The organism is Pseudomonas sp. PL-6 (genome assembly GCF_054110165.1).
The window spans coordinates 1,329,756-1,347,862 of record NZ_CM134189.1 but is presented as its reverse complement, the minus strand read 5'-3'; the positions used below and the strand labels follow the sequence as shown (position 1 = coordinate 1,347,862).

Sequence of the window (18,107 nt, the reverse complement as noted above, 5' to 3'; positions counted from 1 at the left end):
AAGTTGATTTATCTATGCCCCGGCACTAGGCTCTGCTTACTTGAGGCCACAGGTCAGGCTGACCCGCAGGCGAATCACGCTGCGGGTGAACTTGACCGTCAGATTGGTGTTCGCCCCCGGCGCCAGCGCGGCCCGACGGGTCCGCGGCGCTTCGGGGCCGTTGCGGAACACCGCGGTGCATTCGGCCTCGCTCTGACCATAGTTGTAGAGCATCAGCGCCGCCATATTGTGGTCGATCTCCTGGGTGCTGGCGGACACCTCGGCACCGTTGAGCTGCTTGTCCAGCTCGATGGGGTAGGCATGGGCGCCCAGCGGCAACAGGACGAACAGCAGGCAGCAGAGTTTTTTCATCGACGCTCTCCAACGGGGAAGCGCCAGTGTAGGTGGATATCGCCGGCGATAACAGGCTGGGAAAAAACGTTAGCGAGGCAGGCAAGACAAGGCAAAAACGGCCGAGAAAGCGGAGTTTACATGCTGTAAATGAGCATTTTGAGGCCGTTTTTAACGCAGTATTGCCAACGCAGATAGTTTTTCACCAGCCTGACAGAACCCGTTTGCCGGCACAGACAGGATGATGCAATGAAGGCTCCCCGTGTAACCCTGGATCAATGGCGCACCCTGCAGGCGGTGGTCGACCAGGGCGGCTTCGCCCAGGCCGCCGAGGTGCTGCACCGCTCGCAATCCTCGGTCAGCTACACCGTGGCGCGCATGCAGGAGCAGCTCGGCGTGCCGCTGCTGCGCATCGACGGGCGCAAGGCGGTGCTCACCGAGGCCGGCGACGTGCTGCTGCGCCGTTCGCGGCAACTGGTCAAGCAGGCCAGCCAGCTGGAAGACCTGGCCCACCATATGGAGCAGGGCTGGGAAGCCGAGGTGCGCCTGGTGGTGGACGCCGCCTACCCCACCGCCAATATCGTCCGCGCGCTGTCGGCCTTCATGCCGCAGAGCCGCGGCTGCCGCGTGCGCCTGCGCGAGGAGGTGCTGTCCGGCGTCGAGGAGGTGCTGCTCGAAGGCTCCGCCGACCTGGCCATCAGCGCCCTCAACATCACCGGCTACCTGCCGCAGGAACTGGGCGAGGTGGAATTTATCGCCGTGGCCCATCCGGAACATGCCCTGCACCGCCTGCAACGCGAGCTGAGCTTCCAGGACCTGGAAACCCAGATGCAGGTAGTGGTCCGCGACAGCGGCCGGGTGCAGCCGCGCGACAGCGGCTGGCTCGGTGCCGAACAACGCTGGACCGTCGGCAGCCTGCCCACCGCGCGCACCTTCGTCGGCAGCGGCCTGGGCTTCGCCTGGCTGCCGCGCCACCTGATCGCCCGCGAGCTGGACGAGGGCCTGCTCAAGCCGCTGCCGCTGGCCCAGGGCGGCACGCGCAAGCCGCGCTTCTTCCTCTACAGCAACAAGGAACGGGTGCTCGGCCCGGCCACGCAGATTCTCATCGAGCTGATCAAGAACTTCGACGCCGCCCCCCTGGATGCCGCCTTCGCCGCCCCACAGTCGCCCAACTGAGACCCCGGCCATGCCCTACTTCGACAACGACGGTTGCCAGCTGCACTACGAGGACTACGGCCACGGCGCGCCGCTGCTGCTGGTGCACGGCCTGGGTTCGAGCACCCGCGACTGGGAGTACCAGATTCCCGTGCTCAGCCAGCACTACCGCGTGCTGGCGCTCGACGTTCGCGGCCATGGCCGCTCGGACAAACCGCGCGAGGCCTATCGCATTGCCGATTTCGCCGATGACGTGGCCGCGCTGATCGAACACCTGCAACTGCCGCCGGTGCACCTGGTGGGCATTTCCATGGGCGGCATGATCGGCTTCCAGCTCAGTGTCGACCGCCCGGAGCTGCTGCGCAGCCTGACCATAGTCAACAGCGGCCCGGAGGTGAAGGCGAAAAGCCCGCGCGACTGGCTGGAAATCGGCAAGCGCTGGACGCTGTCGCGCCTGCTCAGCCTGGAGACCATCGCCAAGGCCCTGGGCAAGCTGCTGTTCCCCAGGCCGGAGCAGGCCGAACTGCGACGCAAGATCGAAGAGCGCTGGCCGCAGAACGACAAGCGCGCCTACCTGGCCAGCCTCGACGCCATCATCGGCTGGGGCGTGCGGGAACGCCTGAGCCGCATCACCTGTCCTACCCTGGTGATCAGCGCCGACCGCGACTACACCCCGGTCGAACGCAAGCGCGAGTACGTCGCCGAAATGCCCGACGCGCGCCTGCTGGTGATCGAAAATTCGCGCCACGCCACCCCGCTGGATCAACCCGAACGCTTCAACAGCGCCCTGCTCGCCTTTCTCGAAGAAACCGCCAACAAGGAAAACTGACCATCATGCTCAAGCAACTCGCCTTCGCCGCCTGTTCCCTGCTGCTCTCCACCAGCCTGCTGGCGGCGGACAATCCCAAGGTGCTGCTGACCACCAGCCTCGGCGAGATCGAGGTGGAGCTGGCCGCCGACAAGGCGCCGATCAGCACCGCCAACTTCCTCAAGTACGTCGACAGCGGCTTCTACGCCGGCACCCAGTTCCACCGGGTGATCCCCGGCTTCATGGTCCAGGGCGGCGGCTTCGATGCGCAGATGCAGCAGAAGGACACCGACACGCCGATCAAGAACGAAGCCGACAACGGCCTGCACAACGTGCGCGGCACCCTGGCCATGGCCCGTACCCAGGTACGCGACTCGGCCACCAGCCAGTTCTTCATCAACCACAAGGACAACGCCTTCCTCGACCACGGCTCGCGCGACTTCGGCTACGCGGTGTTCGGCAAGGTGACCCGCGGCATGGAAGTGGTGGACAAGATCGCCCAGGTGCCCACCGCCAACCGCGGCATGCACCAGAACGTGCCGCGCGAGCCGGTGCTGATCCTCGAGGCCAAGCGTCTGTAACGCCGCCGGGGGCCATCCCCGGGCTTCCATGAAGGGTTGCGCACCCTACGGCCCTACAACGACAAAGCCGCCCAGTGGGCGGCTTTGTCGTTTTCGCTGCGGTCTTACTTCTCGACGAAGGCGCGCTCGATCAGGTAGTCGCCCGGCTCACCCATGCGCGGGGAGATCTTCAGGCCGAAGCCGTCGAGCACTTCGCTGGTCTCGTCGAGCATGCTCGGGCTGCCGCAGATCATCGCGCGGTCGTCCTGCGGGTTGATCGGCGGCAGGCCGATGTCGGCGAACAGCTTGCCGCTGCGCATCAGGTCGGTCAGGCGGCCCTGGTTCTCGAACGGCTCGCGGGTCACGGTCGGGTAGTAGATCAGCTTGCCCTTGAGCGCCTCGCCGAAGAACTCGTTCTGCGGCAAGTGCTCGGTGATGAACTCGCGGTAGGCCACCTCGTTCACGTAGCGCACGCCGTGCACCAGGATCACCTTGTCGAAACGCTCGTAGGTTTCCGGGTCCTGGATCACGCTCATGAACGGCGCCAGGCCGGTGCCGGTGGACAGCAGGTAGAGGTGCTTGCCCGGCAGCAGGTCGTCGAGCACCAGGGTGCCGGTGGGCTTCTTGCTGATGACGATCTCGTCGCCTTCCTTGAGGTGCTGCAGCTGCGAGGTCAGCGGGCCGTCCGGCACCTTGATGCTGAAGAACTCCAGGTGCTCCTCGTAGTTCGGGCTGGCGATGGAGTAGGCGCGCATCAGCGGACGACCGTTGGGCTGCTGCAGGCCGATCATGACGAACTGGCCGTTCTCGAAGCGCAGGCCCGGGTCGCGGGTGCACTTGAAGCTGAACAGGGTGTCGTTCCAGTGGTGGACGCTGAGCACACGCTCGACGTTCATATTGCTCATGCGGACTTCCTCGCGAGGACGGGAACCAAAAAAGACGAATTGCGCGGCATTCTAGGCGGGCGCAGAATATCTGTTAAGTGGATTATCAAGATATAGGTTATCGGTTATATCGATATGCGATTTACTCTCAGACAACTCCAGGTCTTCGTCGCCGTGGCCCAGCAGGAAAGCGTCTCGCGCGCGGCCGAGTCGCTGGCGCTGTCGCAATCGGCGACCAGCACCTCGCTGACCGAGCTGGAGCGCCACTCCGACTGCCAGCTGTTCGACCGCGCCGGCAAGCGCCTGGCGCTCAACGCCCTGGGTCGCCAGTTGCTGCCGCAGGCGGTGGCGCTGCTCGACCAGGCGCGCGAGATCGAACGCCTGCTCGGCGGCAAGAGCGGCTTCGGCTCGCTCAACGTCGGCGCCACCCTCACCGTGGGCAACTACCTGGCCACCCTGCTGATCGGCAGTTTCATGCAGCGCCACCCCGAATGCCGGGTGAAGCTGCAGGTGCACAACACCGCCCACGTGGTGCAGCAGATCGCCCACTACGAGCTGGACCTGGGCCTGATAGAAGGCGACTGCCAACACCCGGACATCGAGGTGCAGCCCTGGGTGGAGGACGAACTGGTGGTGTTCTGCGCGCCGCAGCATGCCCTCGCCGCGCGCGGCACGGCGACGCTGGAGGAGCTCACGCACGAGGCCTGGATTCTCCGCGAGCAGGGCTCGGGCACCCGCCTGACGTTCGATCAGGCCATGCGCCATCACCCACGCAGCCTGAACATCCGCCTGGAGCTGGAACACACCGAGGCGATCAAACGCGCGGTGGAGTCGGGTCTAGGCATCGGCTGCATCTCGCGCCTGGCGCTGCGCGACGCCTTCCGTCGCGGCAGCCTGGTGCCGGTGGAAACGCCGCAACTGGACCTGCGCCGGCAGTTCTACTTCATCTGGCACAAGCAGAAGTACCAGACCGCGGCCATGCGCGAGTTTCTCGAACAGTGCCGCGCGCTCACCGTCGGGGTGGCGCGCAGCGATCAGATCGTCCTGCCGTCGATTGCCTAGGGTGGACATGCCGCAGGCTTGTCCACCGTCTTACACGGCGAACGCTTGTGCCCGCCCGGGCCATTAACCCGGAATCGACTCCATCTGCTGCAGCAGCAGCGCCGCCTGGGTGCGGGTGCGCACCCCGAGCTTGCGGAAGATGGCGGTGACGTGGGCCTTGACCGTGGCCTCGGAGACGCTCAGCTCGTAAGCAATCTGCTTGTTCAGCAGGCCTTCGCAGACCATGGTCAGCACGCGGAACTGCTGCGGGGTGAGGCTGGCCAGGCCGGCGCTGGCGGCCTTGGCCTCGGCCGACACCGGCGCGCCCTCCTCGGCCAGCGGCGGCCACCAGGTATCGCCGTCGAGCACCTGGCGCACGGCCTGCTGGATGGTTTCCAGCGGGCTGGACTTGGGGATGAAGCCGCTGGCGCCGAACTCGCGGGAGCGGTTGACCACCGAGGCCTCCTCCTGCGCGGAGATCATCACCACGGGAATCTGCGGGTATTGCCCGCGCAGCAGCACCAGACCGGAGAAGCCGTAGGCGCCGGGCATGTTGAGGTCGAGCAGAACCAGGTCCCAGTCGCTCTTGGCGGCCAGATGGCCTTCCAGCTCGGCGATGCTGGCGGCTTCCACCAGCCGCACCTCGGGCCCCAGGCCCAGGGTCAGGGCTTGCTGCAGCGCGCTGCGAAACAACGGATGGTCGTCGGCAATCAGGATTTCGTAGGCGGCCATTGGCAGATCCTGTTCTTGTTATGAGTGCACTGCATTGATTATGGCAGCGCCTGGCGCCGGACGACCCGCTCAAGCCTGCGCACTCGACGCGACAGGCTCCCCACACGGAGCGACGGCGGCGCCCAGCATGCCGAGCCGTGACGGGGTGGTCAAGCGCCGCGCTTTGCGGCACGATTCGCCGCTTTGCCCGCCGAGACACCGCCATGCCGAGCCAAGCCCTGCGCGCCGACCTGTTGATGCTGATCACCGCGATGATCTGGGGCAGCGCCTTCGTCGCCCAACGCCTGGGCATGGACAGCATCGGCCCCTTCCTCTACACCGGCCTGCGTTTCGCCCTGGCCTGCCTGGTGCTGCTGCCGCTGCTGGCCCTGCTGCAACGGCGCAGCCGACGCCCGGCGGCGCCGCTGAGCCGCGGCCTGCTGCTCGGCGGCGTGGTGATGGGCCTGGCGCTGTCGCTGGGGATCAACCTGCAGCAGGTCGGCCTGCTGTTCACCACGGTGACCAACTCCGGCTTCATCACCGGGCTGTACGTCATAGTCGTGCCGATCCTCGGCCTGCTGATCGGCCAGCGCAGCGGCCTGGGCATCTGGCTGGGCGCCAGCCTGGCGGTGCTCGGCATGTTCCTGCTCAGCGTCGGCGAAGGCTTCACCGTCGCCTCCGGCGACTGGCTGCAACTGGCCGGCGCCTTCGTCTGGGGCGTGCACGTGCTGCTGGTGGGCTTGTTCGCCAGCCGCCACGACCCGCTGCGTCTGGCATTCATCCAGTTCGCCACCTGCGCCGCGATCAGCCTGCTGCTGGCGCTGGTCTTCGAGACGGCGACCCTGGACGGCATTATCAAAGCCGGTCCGGCGATCCTCTATGGCGGCCTGTTCGGCGTGGCCGTCGGTTTTACCCTGCAGGTGGTGGCGCAGCAGCACGCCATCGCCTCGCACGCGGCGATCATCCTCTCGCTGGAGGCGGTGTTCGCCGCCATCGCCGGCGCCCTGCTGCTCGGCGAAGTGCTGGCGCTGCGCGGCTACCTGGGCTGCACGCTGATGTTCGCCGGCATGCTCCTGGCCCAGCTGTGGCCCAAGCCGCTGCCGGCCGCGCTCAGAACCTGTTCACGATCTCGCGAGCTAGAGCCATGCAAGGCAAAAACAGGTGAGGACACGGAGTTTACGAGCTGTAAATGAGTAGTCCGAGCCTGTTTTTAACGCAGCAGGGCCGACGCGCAGCAGATCGTGGGTAGGTTCTCAGCGAAAACGCGCCAGGCGCTGATGCAGCTCGTCGTCCAGATCCAGCGGCAGGCGCCGCTTGGCCGCCAGGTAATGCTGACTGAAGGCATCCAGGTAGCAGTCCAGCGCCTCGCTGGCCTGCGCGTCGCCGGCCAGTTCCAGGCACATGGCCGCCACCTCGGCGGTGCACAGGTGCTCGCCGCGGGTGGAGCGGCGCAGGCGGTAGCGCGACAGCTGCGCCGGGGTCAGGCTGAGCACCGGCAGTGCGTCCAGATAGGGGCTCTTGCGAAACATCTTGCGCGCCTCGGTCCAGGTCGCATCCAGCAGCACGAACAGCGGCCGCTTGCCCGGCGCCAGATGCACCTCGTCCACCACCCGCTCGGGAGCGGCGTACTCGCCGGGAAACACCAGGTAGGGCTGCCACTGCGGCTCGGCGAGCAGCGCCGGCAGCGCCGGATCGACCGCGGTGCGCGTCCAGCCGAAGGCGTGGGTGTCGGCCACCACGTCGGCGATCAGCCAGCCGGTGTTGCTCGGCTTGAGCGCCTCGATGTCGTGCATCACCAGGCACATGCCGGCATGCGCCTCCACCCGCGGGCGCCAGGCGCACAGGCAGTAATCCGGCTGCACCCGGCAAGCAGGGCAGCGCTCGGCTCGCGAGCCACGGGCGACGAAGGGTTTCACGCTGCGCGCCAGGCGCTCGGCGCGTAGCCGGGCGACGGCATGCGGGGGATAGGACTGGTCCACGAACAGGGCTCGACAGAAAAAACGCGGCAGTTTAACAAAGCCGGGCAGGCTATGATGCGCCAGGCGCTGAACCCGGCCGCGCCTGGCGGGTCAAAGCCCGCACTCGTTCAGGAGAATCCGCATGTCCCGCGTTACCGCCCTCGTCCTCGCCCTGGCTCTGCCCGTCGCCGCCCAGGCCGCCTCGCTCAAGGAGCTCGAACTGACCCGCGCCCTCGAGCAGGTCGCCCGGCAAAGCAGCGAGGGTACGCCGCGGGCGATCAACGAGGACATTCTCGATCAGGGCTATACCGTCGAAGGCCACACCCTGATCAACCACCTCAGCGTCCGGCCGGCCCACGCCGCGCAGATGCGCGGCAATCCGGACACGGTGCGCGCCCAGCTGGCCGCCAGCGTGTGCCGCAACCCGGGTTACCGCCAGCTGCTGGCCCAGGGCGCGCAGCTGCGCTACCAGTTCAGCGAATACCGCAGCAACCGCCCGGTAACCACCGAGCAGTTCGACAGGGCCGACTGCGGCCTGTAAGCCTTCAGCCCTTCTCGGCCCGACGCTGCGCGTCGTCGGCACGCAGTTCGGCGAGCAGCGCCTCCATATAGCGCGAGCGGCGCACGCCACCCTCCAGACGACGCAGGCATTCGTCTTCCAGGCTCAACTGATTGGTACGCGCCGCCTGCTGCAGCAGGCGGTACAAATCCACATCTATCTCCAGGATCAACTTGGGCATGCCTGCCCCTCCCTTTCCTTGCCGTGCATCTGCGCCAGACGACGCGCCCTCACCTCTCCAGTAAATCAGACGACGCGCCATGGCCGGCTCGCCCGGACGAACGGCGCGCCAGCGACCATACTGACCTGCATCAACGGCATCGTCCGCGCGGCTCGGCAAGATGGGCCGTCGCCCACTGGAGATGAGGATCATGGCATTACTGAGCTTTCTCGGCGCGATTCGCCAAGTCACCGGCTCCTGCTACCTGGTGGAGAGCCGCGACGGCGCCAAGGTGCTGCTCGAATGCGGCATGCACCAGGGCCGCCGCGAGGAGGAGGACCGCAACCGCAGCGCCTTCCCCTTCGACCCGCGCGGCCTGGATGCGGTGGTGGTGTCCCACGCCCACCTCGACCACAGCGGCCTGCTGCCACGCCTGGTGGCCGAGGGTTACCGCGGCGCCATCCATGTCACCGAGGCCAGCGGCGAGCTGCTCGAACTGATGCTGCTGGATGCCGCCTTTCTCCAGGAGAAGGACGCCGAGTGGGAGAACCGCTGGCGCGCGCGCCAGGGCAAGCCGGCGATCGTGCCGCTGTACACCCTGGCCAACGCCGAGCAGGCGCTCGGCCAACGCCGCACCCAGGCCTACGGCACGCCGGTGGAGGTGGCCAAGGGGGTGCAGGTGACCTTCCATAACGCCGGGCATATCCTCGGCGCGGCGATAGTCGAGATGAAGATCGAGGACCACCACCTGCACCGCCATCTGGTGTTTTCCGGCGACCTGGGCAATACCTGCTCGCCGCTGATGCAGGCGCCGACCACGCTGAGCGAGGCCGACGTGCTGCTGATGGAGTCGACCTACGGCGACCGCGACCACCGCCGTAGCGAGGACACTCTGGAGGAGCTGGCGGCGATCCTGCAGCAGGCCCACCGCGAGGGCGGCAACGTGCTGATTCCCTCCTTCGCCGTCGGCCGCACCCAGGACCTGATCTACTACCTTGGGCGCTTCTACCAGGAGGGCCGCCTGCCGCAACAGGCGGTGTTCCTCGACAGCCCCATGGCGATCCGCGCCAACGCCATCTACAGCCGCTTCCACGACCAGTTCGCCGCCGAGGATCGTGCCGCGCTGGCCGCCAAGGGGGTCAAGCGAGTCGAGGACTGGCTGCCGATCCTGCGCTGTACGCCCAGCGCCGAGGAGTCGATGGCGATCAACCGGATCAACAGCGGCGCGATCATCATCGCCGGCGCCGGCATGTGCAACGGCGGGCGCATCGTCCATCACTTCAAGCACAACCTCTGGCGCGAGAACTGCCACCTGGTGTTCCCCGGCTTCCAGGCCAAGGGCACCCTCGGCCGCCTGATAGTCGACGGCGCCAGTACGGTGAAGGTGCTGCACCAGCGCATCGCGGTGAAGGCCAAGGTGCATACCCTGGGCGGCTTCTCGGCGCATGCCGGGCAATCACAGCTGCTCGACTGGGCCAGCCATTTCGAGCACCACCCCGAGCTGTACCTGGTGCACGGCGAGCTGGAGAAGATGCAGGCGCTGCAGCAGGCCCTGCACCAGCGGCTGAACTGGATCGCCAACATCCCCGAACCGGGCGAGCAGATCGCCATCTGACCGGCGCCGCCAGCGGCGCTCGCGCCCGATGCGCCTTCCGCCATCGTCCGCAGACGTCCATACTCTGAAAAGGCTCGGGCTTTCAGGGACTTGGAGGTGCCGAGCGGATTCGATCAAGGAGACGCTGCATGCCCTACGAACCGGACGATTACCTGTCACGCCACTTCCAGACCAGTGGCATCGACCTGGCCAGCAAAGTGGACGAGCTGCTCGCCCTCTCCGCCCCCGGCAACAGCCCGAACCTGCCGCTGTACCGCGACATGCTCACCACCGTGATCCGCATGGCCCAGGCCGACCGCAACCGCTGGGACGCCAAGATCATGCTGCAGACCCTGCGCGAGATGGAGCACGCCTTCAGCACCCTGGAGCAGTTCAAGCGCCGGCGCAAGGTCACGGTCTTCGGCTCGGCGCGCACGCCGGCCGAGCACCCGGTCTACACCCTGGCCCGCGAGCTGGGCGCGACCCTGGCGCGCTACGACCTGATGGTCATCACCGGCGCCGGCGGCGGCATCATGGCTGCCGCCCATGAGGGCGCCGGACGCGAGAACAGCCTGGGCTTCAACATCACCCTGCCGTTCGAGCAGAACGCCAACGCCACCATGCAGGGCAGCGAGCATCTGCTGTCGTTTCACTTCTTCTTCCTGCGCAAGCTGTTCTTCGTCAAGGAGGCCGACGCCCTGGTGCTCTGCCCCGGCGGTTTCGGCACCCTGGACGAGGCGCTGGAAGTGCTCACCCTGATCCAGACCGGCAAGAGCCCACTGGTGCCGGTGGTGCTGCTGGATCAGCCGGGCGGCAGCTACTGGCAACGCGCCATCGAATTTCTCCAGCAGGAACTGGCGGACAAGGGCTATATCCTGCCCAGCGACCTCAACCTAATGCGCCTGGTGCACAGCGCCGAAGACGCCGCCGAGGAAATCGCCCAGTTCTACCGCAACTTCCACTCCAGCCGCTGGCTCAAGGACAGCTTCGTCCTGCGCCTCAACCACCCGCTCAGCGACACCGCGCTCAAGCAGTTGCAGGGGGAGTTCGCCGGCCTGTGCAAACAGGGCGGTTTCAGCCAGCAGCCTTACTGCGAGCAGGAACGCGACGAACCCGAACTGTGCCACCTGACCCGCCTGGCCTTCGCCTTCAACGGCCGCGACCACGGCCGGCTGCGCGAACTGCTGAATTTCGTCAACCTGCCGGGCAACTGGGCGGCCTGAGCGTAGACCCGGATTGCATCCAGGCTACTGAAAACACAAAGCCCGGCATGTGCCGGGCTTTGTCGGGTTGCGCGGGCGTATCAGGCGTTGCCCGCCACCTTCAGCCTGGCGGCCTGGGTGAAATCGAGCATGCGCTTGAGCGGCTTGACCGCCTTGGGAATCAGCGCCGGGTCGACATGAATCTCGCCACTGCCTTCGCGCAGGCCGGTGAGCACCCGCTCCAGGGTGTTCATCGCCATCCACGGGCAGTGCGCGCAGCTGCGGCAGGCCGCGCCGTTGCCGGCAGTGGGCGCCTCGATAAAGGTCTTGTCCGGGCACAGCTGCTGCATCTTGTAGAAGATGCCGCGGTCGGTGGCGACGATAAAGGTGGAATTGGGCAGGGTCTGCGCCGCCTTGATCAACTGGCTGGTGGAGCCCACCGCATCGGCCAGCTCGACCACGTTCTGCGGCGACTCCGGGTGCACCAGGATGGCGGCGTCGGGGTAGAGCGCCTTCATGTCCAGCAGCTGCTTGGACTTGAACTCCTCGTGCACGATGCAGGCGCCGTCCCACAGCAGCATGTCGGCGCCGGTCTCGCGCTGGATGTAGTTGCCCAGGTGCTTGTCCGGCGCCCAGATGATGGTTTCGCCGTTGTCCATCAGGCTCTCGACGATTTCCAGGGCGCAGCTGGAGGTCACCACCCAGTCGGCCCGCGCTTTGACCGCCGCAGAGGTGTTGGCGTAGACCACCACGGTGCGCTCGGGATGCTGATCGCAGAAGGCCGAGAACTCGTCCACCGGGCAACCCAGATCGAGCGAGCAGGTCGCCTCCAGGGTCGGCATCAGCACGCGCTTTTCCGGGTTGAGGATCTTCGCCGTCTCGCCCATGAACTTGACCCCGGCCACCACCACCGTCTGCGCCGGGTGCTGATTGCCGAAGCGGGCCATTTCCAGAGAGTCGGAAACGCAGCCGCCGGTTTCCTCGGCCAGCGCCTGGATCACCGGGTCGCAGTAATAGTGCGCCACCAGCACGGCGTTCTGCTTCTTCAGCTCGGCGGCGATTTCGCGGCGATAGAAGGCCTCCTCCTCGGCGGTCAGAGGCTTGGGCTGTTTGGCATCGAGGTGGGCTTGAACCAGAAGGCGTTCGGAAATCTGCGTCATATCATCGAACCTGCGGCGCTCTTGAGCGAGCTGCGAGTATACCCCCTGGCTGCCCATCGCCACAGGCGGGGCAGCATCGGCCAAGGGGCTTTTCCGAGAGCAAAAAAAAGCCAGTCTTGCGACTGGCTTTTGCGATCTGGTGGGTCGTGTAGGATTCGAACCTACGACCAATTGGTTAAAAGCCAACTGCTCTACCAACTGAGCTAACGACCCAACGCGAGGCGCATGATACTGATTTAATTCAGGAAATCAACACTTCGCGAAAACTTTTTCAAACGTAGCGGGTAGCATCGGGTACGCCAGCGGCGACGAAACCGGCGGCGCGCAGGCGGCAGCTGTCGCACTTGCCACAGGCGCGGCCGTCGTCGTCGGCCTGGTAGCAGGACACGGTCAGCGCGTAATCCACGCCCAGGCGCATGCCGGCCTGGATGATTTCGCCCTTGCTCAGCTGCTGCAGCGGCGCGCGAATGCGAAAGCCCTGCCCTTCCACCCCGGCCTTGGTCGCCAGGTTGGCCATGCGTTCGAAGGCCTCGATAAATTCCGGCCGGCAGTCGGGATAGCCGGAATAGTCCACCGCGTTGACCCCGATAAAGATATCGCGTGCGCCCAGCACTTCCGCCCAGCCCAGGGCCAGGGACAGAAACACCGTGTTGCGTGCCGGCACGTAAGTCACCGGAATGCCCTCGCCGGGGGTTTCCGGCACGGCGATGGACGCATCGGTCAACGCCGAGCCGCCGATGCCGTTGAGGTTGAGACCGATCACCTTGTGCTCGACCACCCCCAGTTGCCGGGCAACGCGCTCGGCGGCCTGCAGCTCGGCGCGATGACGCTGACCGTAGTCGAAGCTCATGCTGTAGCAGGCGTAGCCCTCGGCCTTGGCCATGGCCACCACGGTGGCCGAGTCCAGGCCACCGGAGAGAAGAATCAGCGCTTTCTTGTCGTTCATGCTCAGTGTCCCGGCTCGTCGTTCCAGAGAATCTTGTGCAGCTGCAGTTGCAGGCGTACCGGCAGGTTGTCCGCCACTATCCAGTCGGCCAGCGCGCGCGCGTCCAGCTGCTGGTGGCTGGGCGAGAACAGCACCTCGCCGGCGCGCGCCTCGAGGCGATACTGGATCAGCTTGGACACCGCCCAGTCGTAGTCCTCGCGCGAGCAGATGACGAACTTGACCTGATCCTTGGCGGTCAGCCAGTCGATGTTCTCGTAGCGATTGCGCTGCACCTCGGCCGAGCCCGGGGTCTTCAGGTCGAGCACCTTGCTCACCCGCGGATCGACGGCCGATACGTCGAGCGCGCCGCTGGTCTCCAGCGACACCTCGTAGCCGGCGTCGCACAGGCGCTCGAGCAGGGCAATGCAATTGGGCTGGGCCAGCGGCTCGCCGCCGGTGACGCAGACGTAGCGCGGCTTGTAGGCCGCCACCTGGTCGAGGATGGCGTCCAGCGCAACGAGCTCGCCGCCGCTAAAGGCGTAAGCAGTGTCGCAGTACTGACAGCGCAGGGGACAGCCGGTCAGGCGCACGAATACCGTCGGCAAGCCGGCGGTACGCGTCTCGCCCTGCAGCGAGTAGAAGATCTCGGTGATGCGCAGGGTTGTTTGCATAGTGGCCACGGGCGTGATGACGAAACAGGCCATCCGCCTCCGTTGCGTTGAATCGGGATGCTTGCCGCACGTAGCGGCAGCGATCGGTTACCCCGCACGGCGAAGGCATCAGCCGAGCTGAAACTTCGCAGCCGTTGCGGGGCTGGCGATTCTAAACGAAAAACGCCGCGGCCGATATTTCACCCCGCCATCGCCCATTGGAGTGCGCCGGCACAGCCTGCAGCACGACAGCCGAGCATAAAAAACCCGCGCCTGGCGCGGGTTCTTGAAAGGTCGTGGCCGTTACGGCAGGCGCTGCAGATCGCGCTGGGCCAGCTGCGCGGCCGAGCTGCCGGGAAACTGGGCGATGACCTGCTGGAGGATGCCGCGGGCCTTGTCGTTGTTGCCCAGGCGCTTCTCCACATCGGCCAGCTTGAACAGCGAATCCGGCACCTTGGCATGGCTCGGGTACGCCTGGCTGACCTTGGCGAAGGCCTGACCGGCGCCCTGCAGGTCGCCCTTGGCCAGATTGACCTCGCCCAACCAGTACTGCGCATTGCCGGCGTACTGGCTGTTGGGATAGCGGTTGAGGAAGGCGGTGAAAGCCTGCGACGCCTTGTCGAAATCCTTGGCCTTGATCAGGTCGAAGGCGGCGTCGTAATAGAGCTTTTCCTTGGCCGGATCACCCGGCTCGGCGCTGGCCTGCTGCTGGGCGGCAGGCGGCGTCGGGGTACCGTTGGCGTTGATCGCGCCAGCGGCGGAATTCTGTGCGGGAGCAGCGGAGCCAGCACCGGAAGACAGGCGTTGGTCCAGATCCTGATAGCGCTCGAGGCTCTCCTGCTTGAGGCGCTGGATTTCGTTCTGCTGTTCTTCGAGCATGCCGCGCAGCTGGGCAATTTCCTGCTGCATCTGCTCGAGCTGGTTGAACAGCATACCCTGCGCCGAGGCCGGGGCTTGCGCCCCGCCCCCGGCGTAGGAGCCGGCCGTACCATAACCCGCCGGTGGATAGCTGCTGCCTTGCGGCATGGAGCTGCTTTCCAGTACGGGAACTTCCGCCATCGCCGCAAGCGGCAGGGCGAGCGTCAGAAGGGTCAGGATACGGCGGCAATTACGCATGGCAGCTTACTTGCGCAGCTCTACGCGACGGTTCTGAGCCCAGGACTGCTCGTCGTTGCCAGTGGCAACCGGACGCTCTTCGCCGTAGGAAACCAGTTCCAGCTGAGCCGGGGAAACGCCCTGCAGCACCAGGTAGCGCTGAACGGCCTTGGCACGACGCTCGCCCAGAGCCATGTTGTACTCACGGGTACCGCGCTCGTCGGCGTGGCCTTCCAGAACGACGCGAGCGCCGTTGCCTTTCAGGTCCTTGGCGTGTACGTCCAGAGCGCGCATGGCTTCGGCCTTCAGGTCGGAGCTGTCGTACTCGAAGTAGAAGGTGGTGATAGCGCGCAGGGCGGCTTCTTCGCTCAGGCTGCCGTCGACGGCACCGGTGTTGGCACCGTAACCGGCGTTCGGGTCGACTGCGCCTTCACCAGCAGCGTCACCGCCTTTGGAAGAGCAACCAACAGCGACGGCGAGAGCCAGGGACAGTGCAGCAAACTTACCGAATTTCAGCATTTCCATCATGTAACTCCTAATGAACCCCAGTTGTGTTAAGCAATAAAGGTGTAGCGCCGCATCAGTTCAGGTAAGGGGACCAAGAAGGCTCTCGAACTTCGCCTTGAGCGGTAGGAAGAGGGAGCCTCACGCGTCCATTGGTGGACGCCAACATCAAGACTCCCCGGCCCTGCTGGCGGGTGGCGTAGATTAGCATGGCGCCATTGGGCGCAACAGTGGGCGACTCGTCCAAACTTGTGTCGGAAAGTATGCGCAGGCGCTTGGTTTCCAGGTCCTGCGCAGCCACCTTGAACACGGTGAAACCATCCTGGCGATGGATCATCACCAGGGTCTTCTCGTCGGCCGACAACTTCGGGTTGGCGTTGTAGTTACCGACGAAGGTTACCCGCTCCACCGCCCCGTTGTTGATATTGGTCTTGTAGATCTGCGGCTTGCCGGCACGATCCGAGGTGAAGTACAGGGTCTGCCCGTCCTTGCCCCAGAACGGCTCGGTGTCGATGGCGTAATGGTTGGTGATGCGGCGCATCTGCCGGCTGCCCATGTCCATCACGTAGATTTCCGGGTTGCCGTCGCGCGACAGCACGAAGGCCAGGCGATTGCCATCCGGCGACCAGGCCGGCGCACCGTTGAGACCCTCGAAGTTGGTGATCTGCTCGCGGCGGCCGGTGTCGATATGCTGGACGAAGATGCGCGGGCGGCGCTGCTCGAACGACACGTAGGCGATACGCCGGCCATCGGGCGCAAAGGACGGCGACAGGATCGGCTCGCGCGACTGCAGCAGGGTCACCGCGCGGGCACCGTCGTAGTCGGAACGCTGCAGGGTGTAACGGGTGTTGTTGGCACCGAAGCGCTCGGCGGTGACGTACAGCAGGCGGGTGGAGAACGCGCCCTTGACCCCGGTGAGCTTCTCGAACGACTGATCGGCGATATGGTGGGCCATGTCGCGCAGCTGGTCGGTACCGCCGCCGACGCTGCCGGTCATCACCTGCTGTTCGGTGCTGACGTTGAACAGCGCGTACTGCACCTGCAGGCGACCGGCGTTCGGCACCAGGCTGCCGACCAGCACGTACTGGGCGCCGAGGGCCTTCCAGTCGCGGTAGATGACTTCGCTGGCCTGGGTCGGCAGGCTGATCATGTTCTGCCGCGGAATCGGCTCGAAGTAGCCGGAGTTGCGCAGGTCGTTGCCGATGATCTCGGCCATGTCCTCGGGCAGCACCGAGCCCCCCTGCCAGCCGAAGGGCACTACGGCGATCGGCGTGGCACGGTCGGCGCCATGGGAGATCACCAGCGGATCGGCCGCCTGCACGCTGCCGACCAGCATGATCAGACCCAACAGGGCCATACGAATCAGGGTATTCACAGCGCTCAATCCTCCGGTTTGAAAATGACGCGACGCTGCCTGTACAGGGAGTCAAAGGTAGCGCGATCCAATTGTTGCATTTCGGGAATACGGCCGACGTTACGCACCGCGGCCACGGCGGAGCTGTCGAACGGCGCATCGCCGCTGGAGCGTGACACGCTGGCGTTGGCGATGGTGCCGTCGGGCAGCATCTGAATCAGCAGTTCGACGCTCATGCCGCGGCGCGCCGACATCGGCCGCTGCCAGTTCTCGGTGATCAGCTTGATGATCAGGTCGTCGAGGTTGCCCGCCACCTGGTCGCCATGGGTCTCGGCCAGCGCCTGCTGGTTCTGCACGTTGTCCGACAGCAGCTCGGCCAGGGCCGCCGCTTTCTGATCCTCGGCCGCCTTGCGCCGCGCCTCTTCGGCCTTGCGCTTGGCGTCCTCGGCCGCTTTCTTCTTGGCCGCCTCGGCGGCTGCCTTCTTCTTCGCTTCTTCGGCCGCGGCCTTCTTCTTGGCCTCTTCGGCGGCTTTCTTCTTCGCCTCTTCCTCGGCGCGTTTCTTGGCGATGTCGGCCTGGCGTTTCTGCTCGGCGGCCTTCTTCTCGGCTTCGGCCTTCTTCGCCGCCTCGGCTTTGGCTGCCTCGGCCTTTCGAGCCTCTTCGGCTTTCTTTTGTTCCGCTGCCTTGGCCTGGACCAGCTTCTGCTCTTCGGCCTTCTTCTGCTCCAGACGCTCGGTCTCGAACTGCGGCGCCGAGGTCTTCTGCGCCTCGCCCGCCACCTTCTGGGTGGTCTGGGTGGTGGCCTGGCTCTGCGATTTCAATTGATACAGGGTGGCCTGCACCACCGGGCGTGCCGGCGGCAGCTCGGGGCTGAAGGCGAAGCTGACGAACAGCATGGCAAACATCAGGACGTGCAGACCCACGGCCCAGACCACGGGCCAGAAGTAGCTTTCCGAGGGCGAACGCTCGCTGTGCTGCATCAGGGCGCCTCGGTAATCAATCCGACGTTGCCCACGTCGGCCTGCTGCAGACCGCCCATGGCGGCCATCACCGTGCCGTAGTCGACCGACTTGTCGCCGCGCACGAACACCTGCACCGGCTTACCCTGACGACGGTTCTCGGCAATGATCGCCGACACCGCCTGGGTCATCTGTTCCAGGGTCGAGGCACGCTCCTGCTCGGTGTCGACGTCCACCTCGCTACCCATGTTCCAGTAGTAGGTCTTGTCGGCCTTGATGGAAATGGTCAGCACCTGGGCGTTGTTGTCCTGCGGCAGCGCCTCGCTGCTGACCTTGGGCAGATCGACCTTGACCCCCTGGTTGAGCATGGGCGCGGTGACCATGAAGATGACCAGCAGCACCAGCATCACGTCGATGTAGGGCACCACGTTCATCTCGGCGACCGGTTTGCGTCTGTTGCGAATTCTCGCCATGGCTAACACCTATCCTATGCGCGCG

The 18,107-nt window shown here is 65.7% G+C and carries 21 protein-coding genes and 1 tRNA gene; 8 read left to right on the top strand and 14 right to left on the bottom strand.

Annotated elements, in window-relative coordinates:
- Positions 1–36: 36 nt before the first annotated feature.
- Positions 37–351, bottom strand: coding sequence for a hypothetical protein (locus ACW9UL_RS06160; RefSeq protein ID WP_021445465.1), 315 nt, complete (start codon positions 349–351; stop codon positions 37–39).
- A 228-nt stretch (positions 352–579) separates the two neighbouring features.
- Here ACW9UL_RS06160 and ACW9UL_RS06155 point away from each other — a divergent pair, with 228 nt between their 5' ends.
- The 3 genes from ACW9UL_RS06155 to ACW9UL_RS06145 are packed head-to-tail and all read left to right on the top strand — an operon-like array spanning position 580 to position 2,874.
- The gene (locus ACW9UL_RS06155; RefSeq protein ID WP_397496314.1) at positions 580–1,506 is read left to right on the top strand and encodes a LysR family transcriptional regulator; all 927 of its coding nucleotides are present in this window, start codon (positions 580–582) and stop codon (positions 1,504–1,506) included.
- A gap of 10 nt (positions 1,507–1,516) precedes the next feature.
- The gene (locus tag ACW9UL_RS06150; protein WP_457789510.1) at positions 1,517–2,314 is read left to right on the top strand and encodes an alpha/beta fold hydrolase; all 798 of its coding nucleotides are present in this window, start codon (positions 1,517–1,519) and stop codon (positions 2,312–2,314) included.
- 5 nt (positions 2,315–2,319) lie between these two features.
- Positions 2,320–2,874: a peptidylprolyl isomerase gene (locus ACW9UL_RS06145; RefSeq protein WP_021445468.1), complete on the top strand. Its 555-nt coding sequence runs from the start codon at positions 2,320–2,322 to the stop codon at positions 2,872–2,874.
- Positions 2,875–2,978: 104 nt separating this feature from the next.
- Here ACW9UL_RS06145 and fpr read toward each other — a convergent pair whose 3' ends face one another.
- The gene (gene fpr, locus ACW9UL_RS06140; protein ID WP_021445469.1) at positions 2,979–3,758 is read right to left on the bottom strand and encodes a ferredoxin-NADP reductase; all 780 of its coding nucleotides are present in this window, start codon (positions 3,756–3,758) and stop codon (positions 2,979–2,981) included.
- Between the two features lie 114 nt (positions 3,759–3,872).
- Here fpr and ACW9UL_RS06135 point away from each other — a divergent pair, with 114 nt between their 5' ends.
- Positions 3,873–4,799 carry a LysR family transcriptional regulator gene (locus ACW9UL_RS06135; protein WP_031303633.1) on the top strand — a complete coding sequence of 309 codons (927 nt, stop codon included), beginning with the start codon at positions 3,873–3,875 and terminating at the stop codon, positions 4,797–4,799.
- Positions 4,800–4,862: 63 nt separating this feature from the next.
- On the opposite strand, the gene erdR is transcribed toward ACW9UL_RS06135, so the two are convergent.
- A complete protein-coding gene (gene erdR / locus ACW9UL_RS06130) occupies positions 4,863–5,510 on the bottom strand; it encodes a response regulator transcription factor ErdR (RefSeq protein ID WP_021445471.1) in 648 nt (215 codons plus the stop codon).
- 203 nt (positions 5,511–5,713) lie between these two features.
- Between erdR and ACW9UL_RS06125 the strand changes: the two genes are divergently transcribed.
- On the top strand, positions 5,714–6,682 hold the full coding sequence (locus tag ACW9UL_RS06125) for a DMT family transporter (RefSeq protein WP_457789507.1): 969 nt from the start codon (positions 5,714–5,716) through the stop codon (positions 6,680–6,682).
- Positions 6,683–6,742: 60 nt separating this feature from the next.
- Here the strand turns inward: ACW9UL_RS06125 and ACW9UL_RS06120 are convergent, their stop codons facing one another.
- The gene (locus ACW9UL_RS06120) at positions 6,743–7,468 is read right to left on the bottom strand and encodes a tRNA-uridine aminocarboxypropyltransferase (RefSeq protein ID WP_457789506.1); all 726 of its coding nucleotides are present in this window, start codon (positions 7,466–7,468) and stop codon (positions 6,743–6,745) included.
- 121 nt (positions 7,469–7,589) lie between these two features.
- On the opposite strand from ACW9UL_RS06120, the gene ACW9UL_RS06115 reads away from it, so the two are divergent.
- Positions 7,590–7,988 (top strand): quorum-sensing-regulated virulence factor family protein, encoded by a 399-nt coding sequence (locus ACW9UL_RS06115; RefSeq protein ID WP_021445474.1) that lies wholly within the window; start codon positions 7,590–7,592, stop codon positions 7,986–7,988.
- Between the two features lie 4 nt (positions 7,989–7,992).
- Here the strand turns inward: ACW9UL_RS06115 and ACW9UL_RS06110 are convergent, their stop codons facing one another.
- Entirely contained in the window at positions 7,993–8,187 is a 195-nt protein-coding gene (locus ACW9UL_RS06110) for a hypothetical protein (RefSeq protein ID WP_021445475.1), read from the bottom strand.
- A 190-nt stretch (positions 8,188–8,377) separates the two neighbouring features.
- Here ACW9UL_RS06110 and ACW9UL_RS06105 point away from each other — a divergent pair, with 190 nt between their 5' ends.
- Positions 8,378–9,781: an MBL fold metallo-hydrolase RNA specificity domain-containing protein gene (locus ACW9UL_RS06105; RefSeq protein WP_457789503.1), complete on the top strand. Its 1,404-nt coding sequence runs from the start codon at positions 8,378–8,380 to the stop codon at positions 9,779–9,781.
- A 128-nt stretch (positions 9,782–9,909) separates the two neighbouring features.
- Positions 9,910–10,983, top strand: a complete 1,074-nt coding sequence (locus tag ACW9UL_RS06100; RefSeq protein WP_457789501.1) for an LOG family protein — start codon at positions 9,910–9,912, stop codon at positions 10,981–10,983.
- A gap of 80 nt (positions 10,984–11,063) precedes the next feature.
- On the opposite strand, the gene nadA is transcribed toward ACW9UL_RS06100, so the two are convergent.
- The 9 genes from nadA to tolR all read right to left on the bottom strand — a co-directional run bounded on the left by nadA (position 11,064) and on the right by tolR (position 18,082).
- Positions 11,064–12,122, bottom strand: a complete 1,059-nt coding sequence (gene nadA / locus ACW9UL_RS06095) for a quinolinate synthase NadA (protein ID WP_021445478.1) — start codon at positions 12,120–12,122, stop codon at positions 11,064–11,066.
- A 137-nt stretch (positions 12,123–12,259) separates the two neighbouring features.
- Positions 12,260–12,335, bottom strand: a tRNA-Lys gene (locus ACW9UL_RS06090).
- A 58-nt stretch (positions 12,336–12,393) separates the two neighbouring features.
- On the bottom strand, positions 12,394–13,068 hold the full coding sequence (gene queC / locus ACW9UL_RS06085) for a 7-cyano-7-deazaguanine synthase QueC (protein ID WP_457789499.1): 675 nt from the start codon (positions 13,066–13,068) through the stop codon (positions 12,394–12,396).
- A gap of 2 nt (positions 13,069–13,070) precedes the next feature.
- Positions 13,071–13,718 carry a 7-carboxy-7-deazaguanine synthase QueE gene (gene queE / locus ACW9UL_RS06080; protein ID WP_031303636.1) on the bottom strand — a complete coding sequence of 216 codons (648 nt, stop codon included), beginning with the start codon at positions 13,716–13,718 and terminating at the stop codon, positions 13,071–13,073.
- A 282-nt stretch (positions 13,719–14,000) separates the two neighbouring features.
- Positions 14,001–14,813 (bottom strand): tol-pal system protein YbgF, encoded by an 813-nt coding sequence (gene ybgF, locus ACW9UL_RS06075; protein ID WP_036988431.1) that lies wholly within the window; start codon positions 14,811–14,813, stop codon positions 14,001–14,003.
- A 6-nt stretch (positions 14,814–14,819) separates the two neighbouring features.
- Positions 14,820–15,317, bottom strand: coding sequence for a peptidoglycan-associated lipoprotein Pal (gene pal, locus ACW9UL_RS06070; protein ID WP_003241687.1), 498 nt, complete (start codon positions 15,315–15,317; stop codon positions 14,820–14,822).
- Positions 15,318–15,372: 55 nt separating this feature from the next.
- Positions 15,373–16,671 (bottom strand): Tol-Pal system beta propeller repeat protein TolB, encoded by a 1,299-nt coding sequence (gene tolB, locus ACW9UL_RS06065; protein ID WP_021445482.1) that lies wholly within the window; start codon positions 16,669–16,671, stop codon positions 15,373–15,375.
- A 5-nt stretch (positions 16,672–16,676) separates the two neighbouring features.
- Positions 16,677–17,633: a cell envelope integrity protein TolA gene (gene tolA / locus ACW9UL_RS06060; protein ID WP_122107547.1), complete on the bottom strand. Its 957-nt coding sequence runs from the start codon at positions 17,631–17,633 to the stop codon at positions 16,677–16,679.
- Entirely contained in the window at positions 17,630–18,082 is a 453-nt protein-coding gene (gene tolR, locus ACW9UL_RS06055; RefSeq protein WP_021445484.1) for a protein TolR, read from the bottom strand. Before tolR ends, tolA begins: the two co-directional genes overlap by 4 nt.
- Between the last annotated feature and the right edge of the window lie 25 nt (positions 18,083–18,107).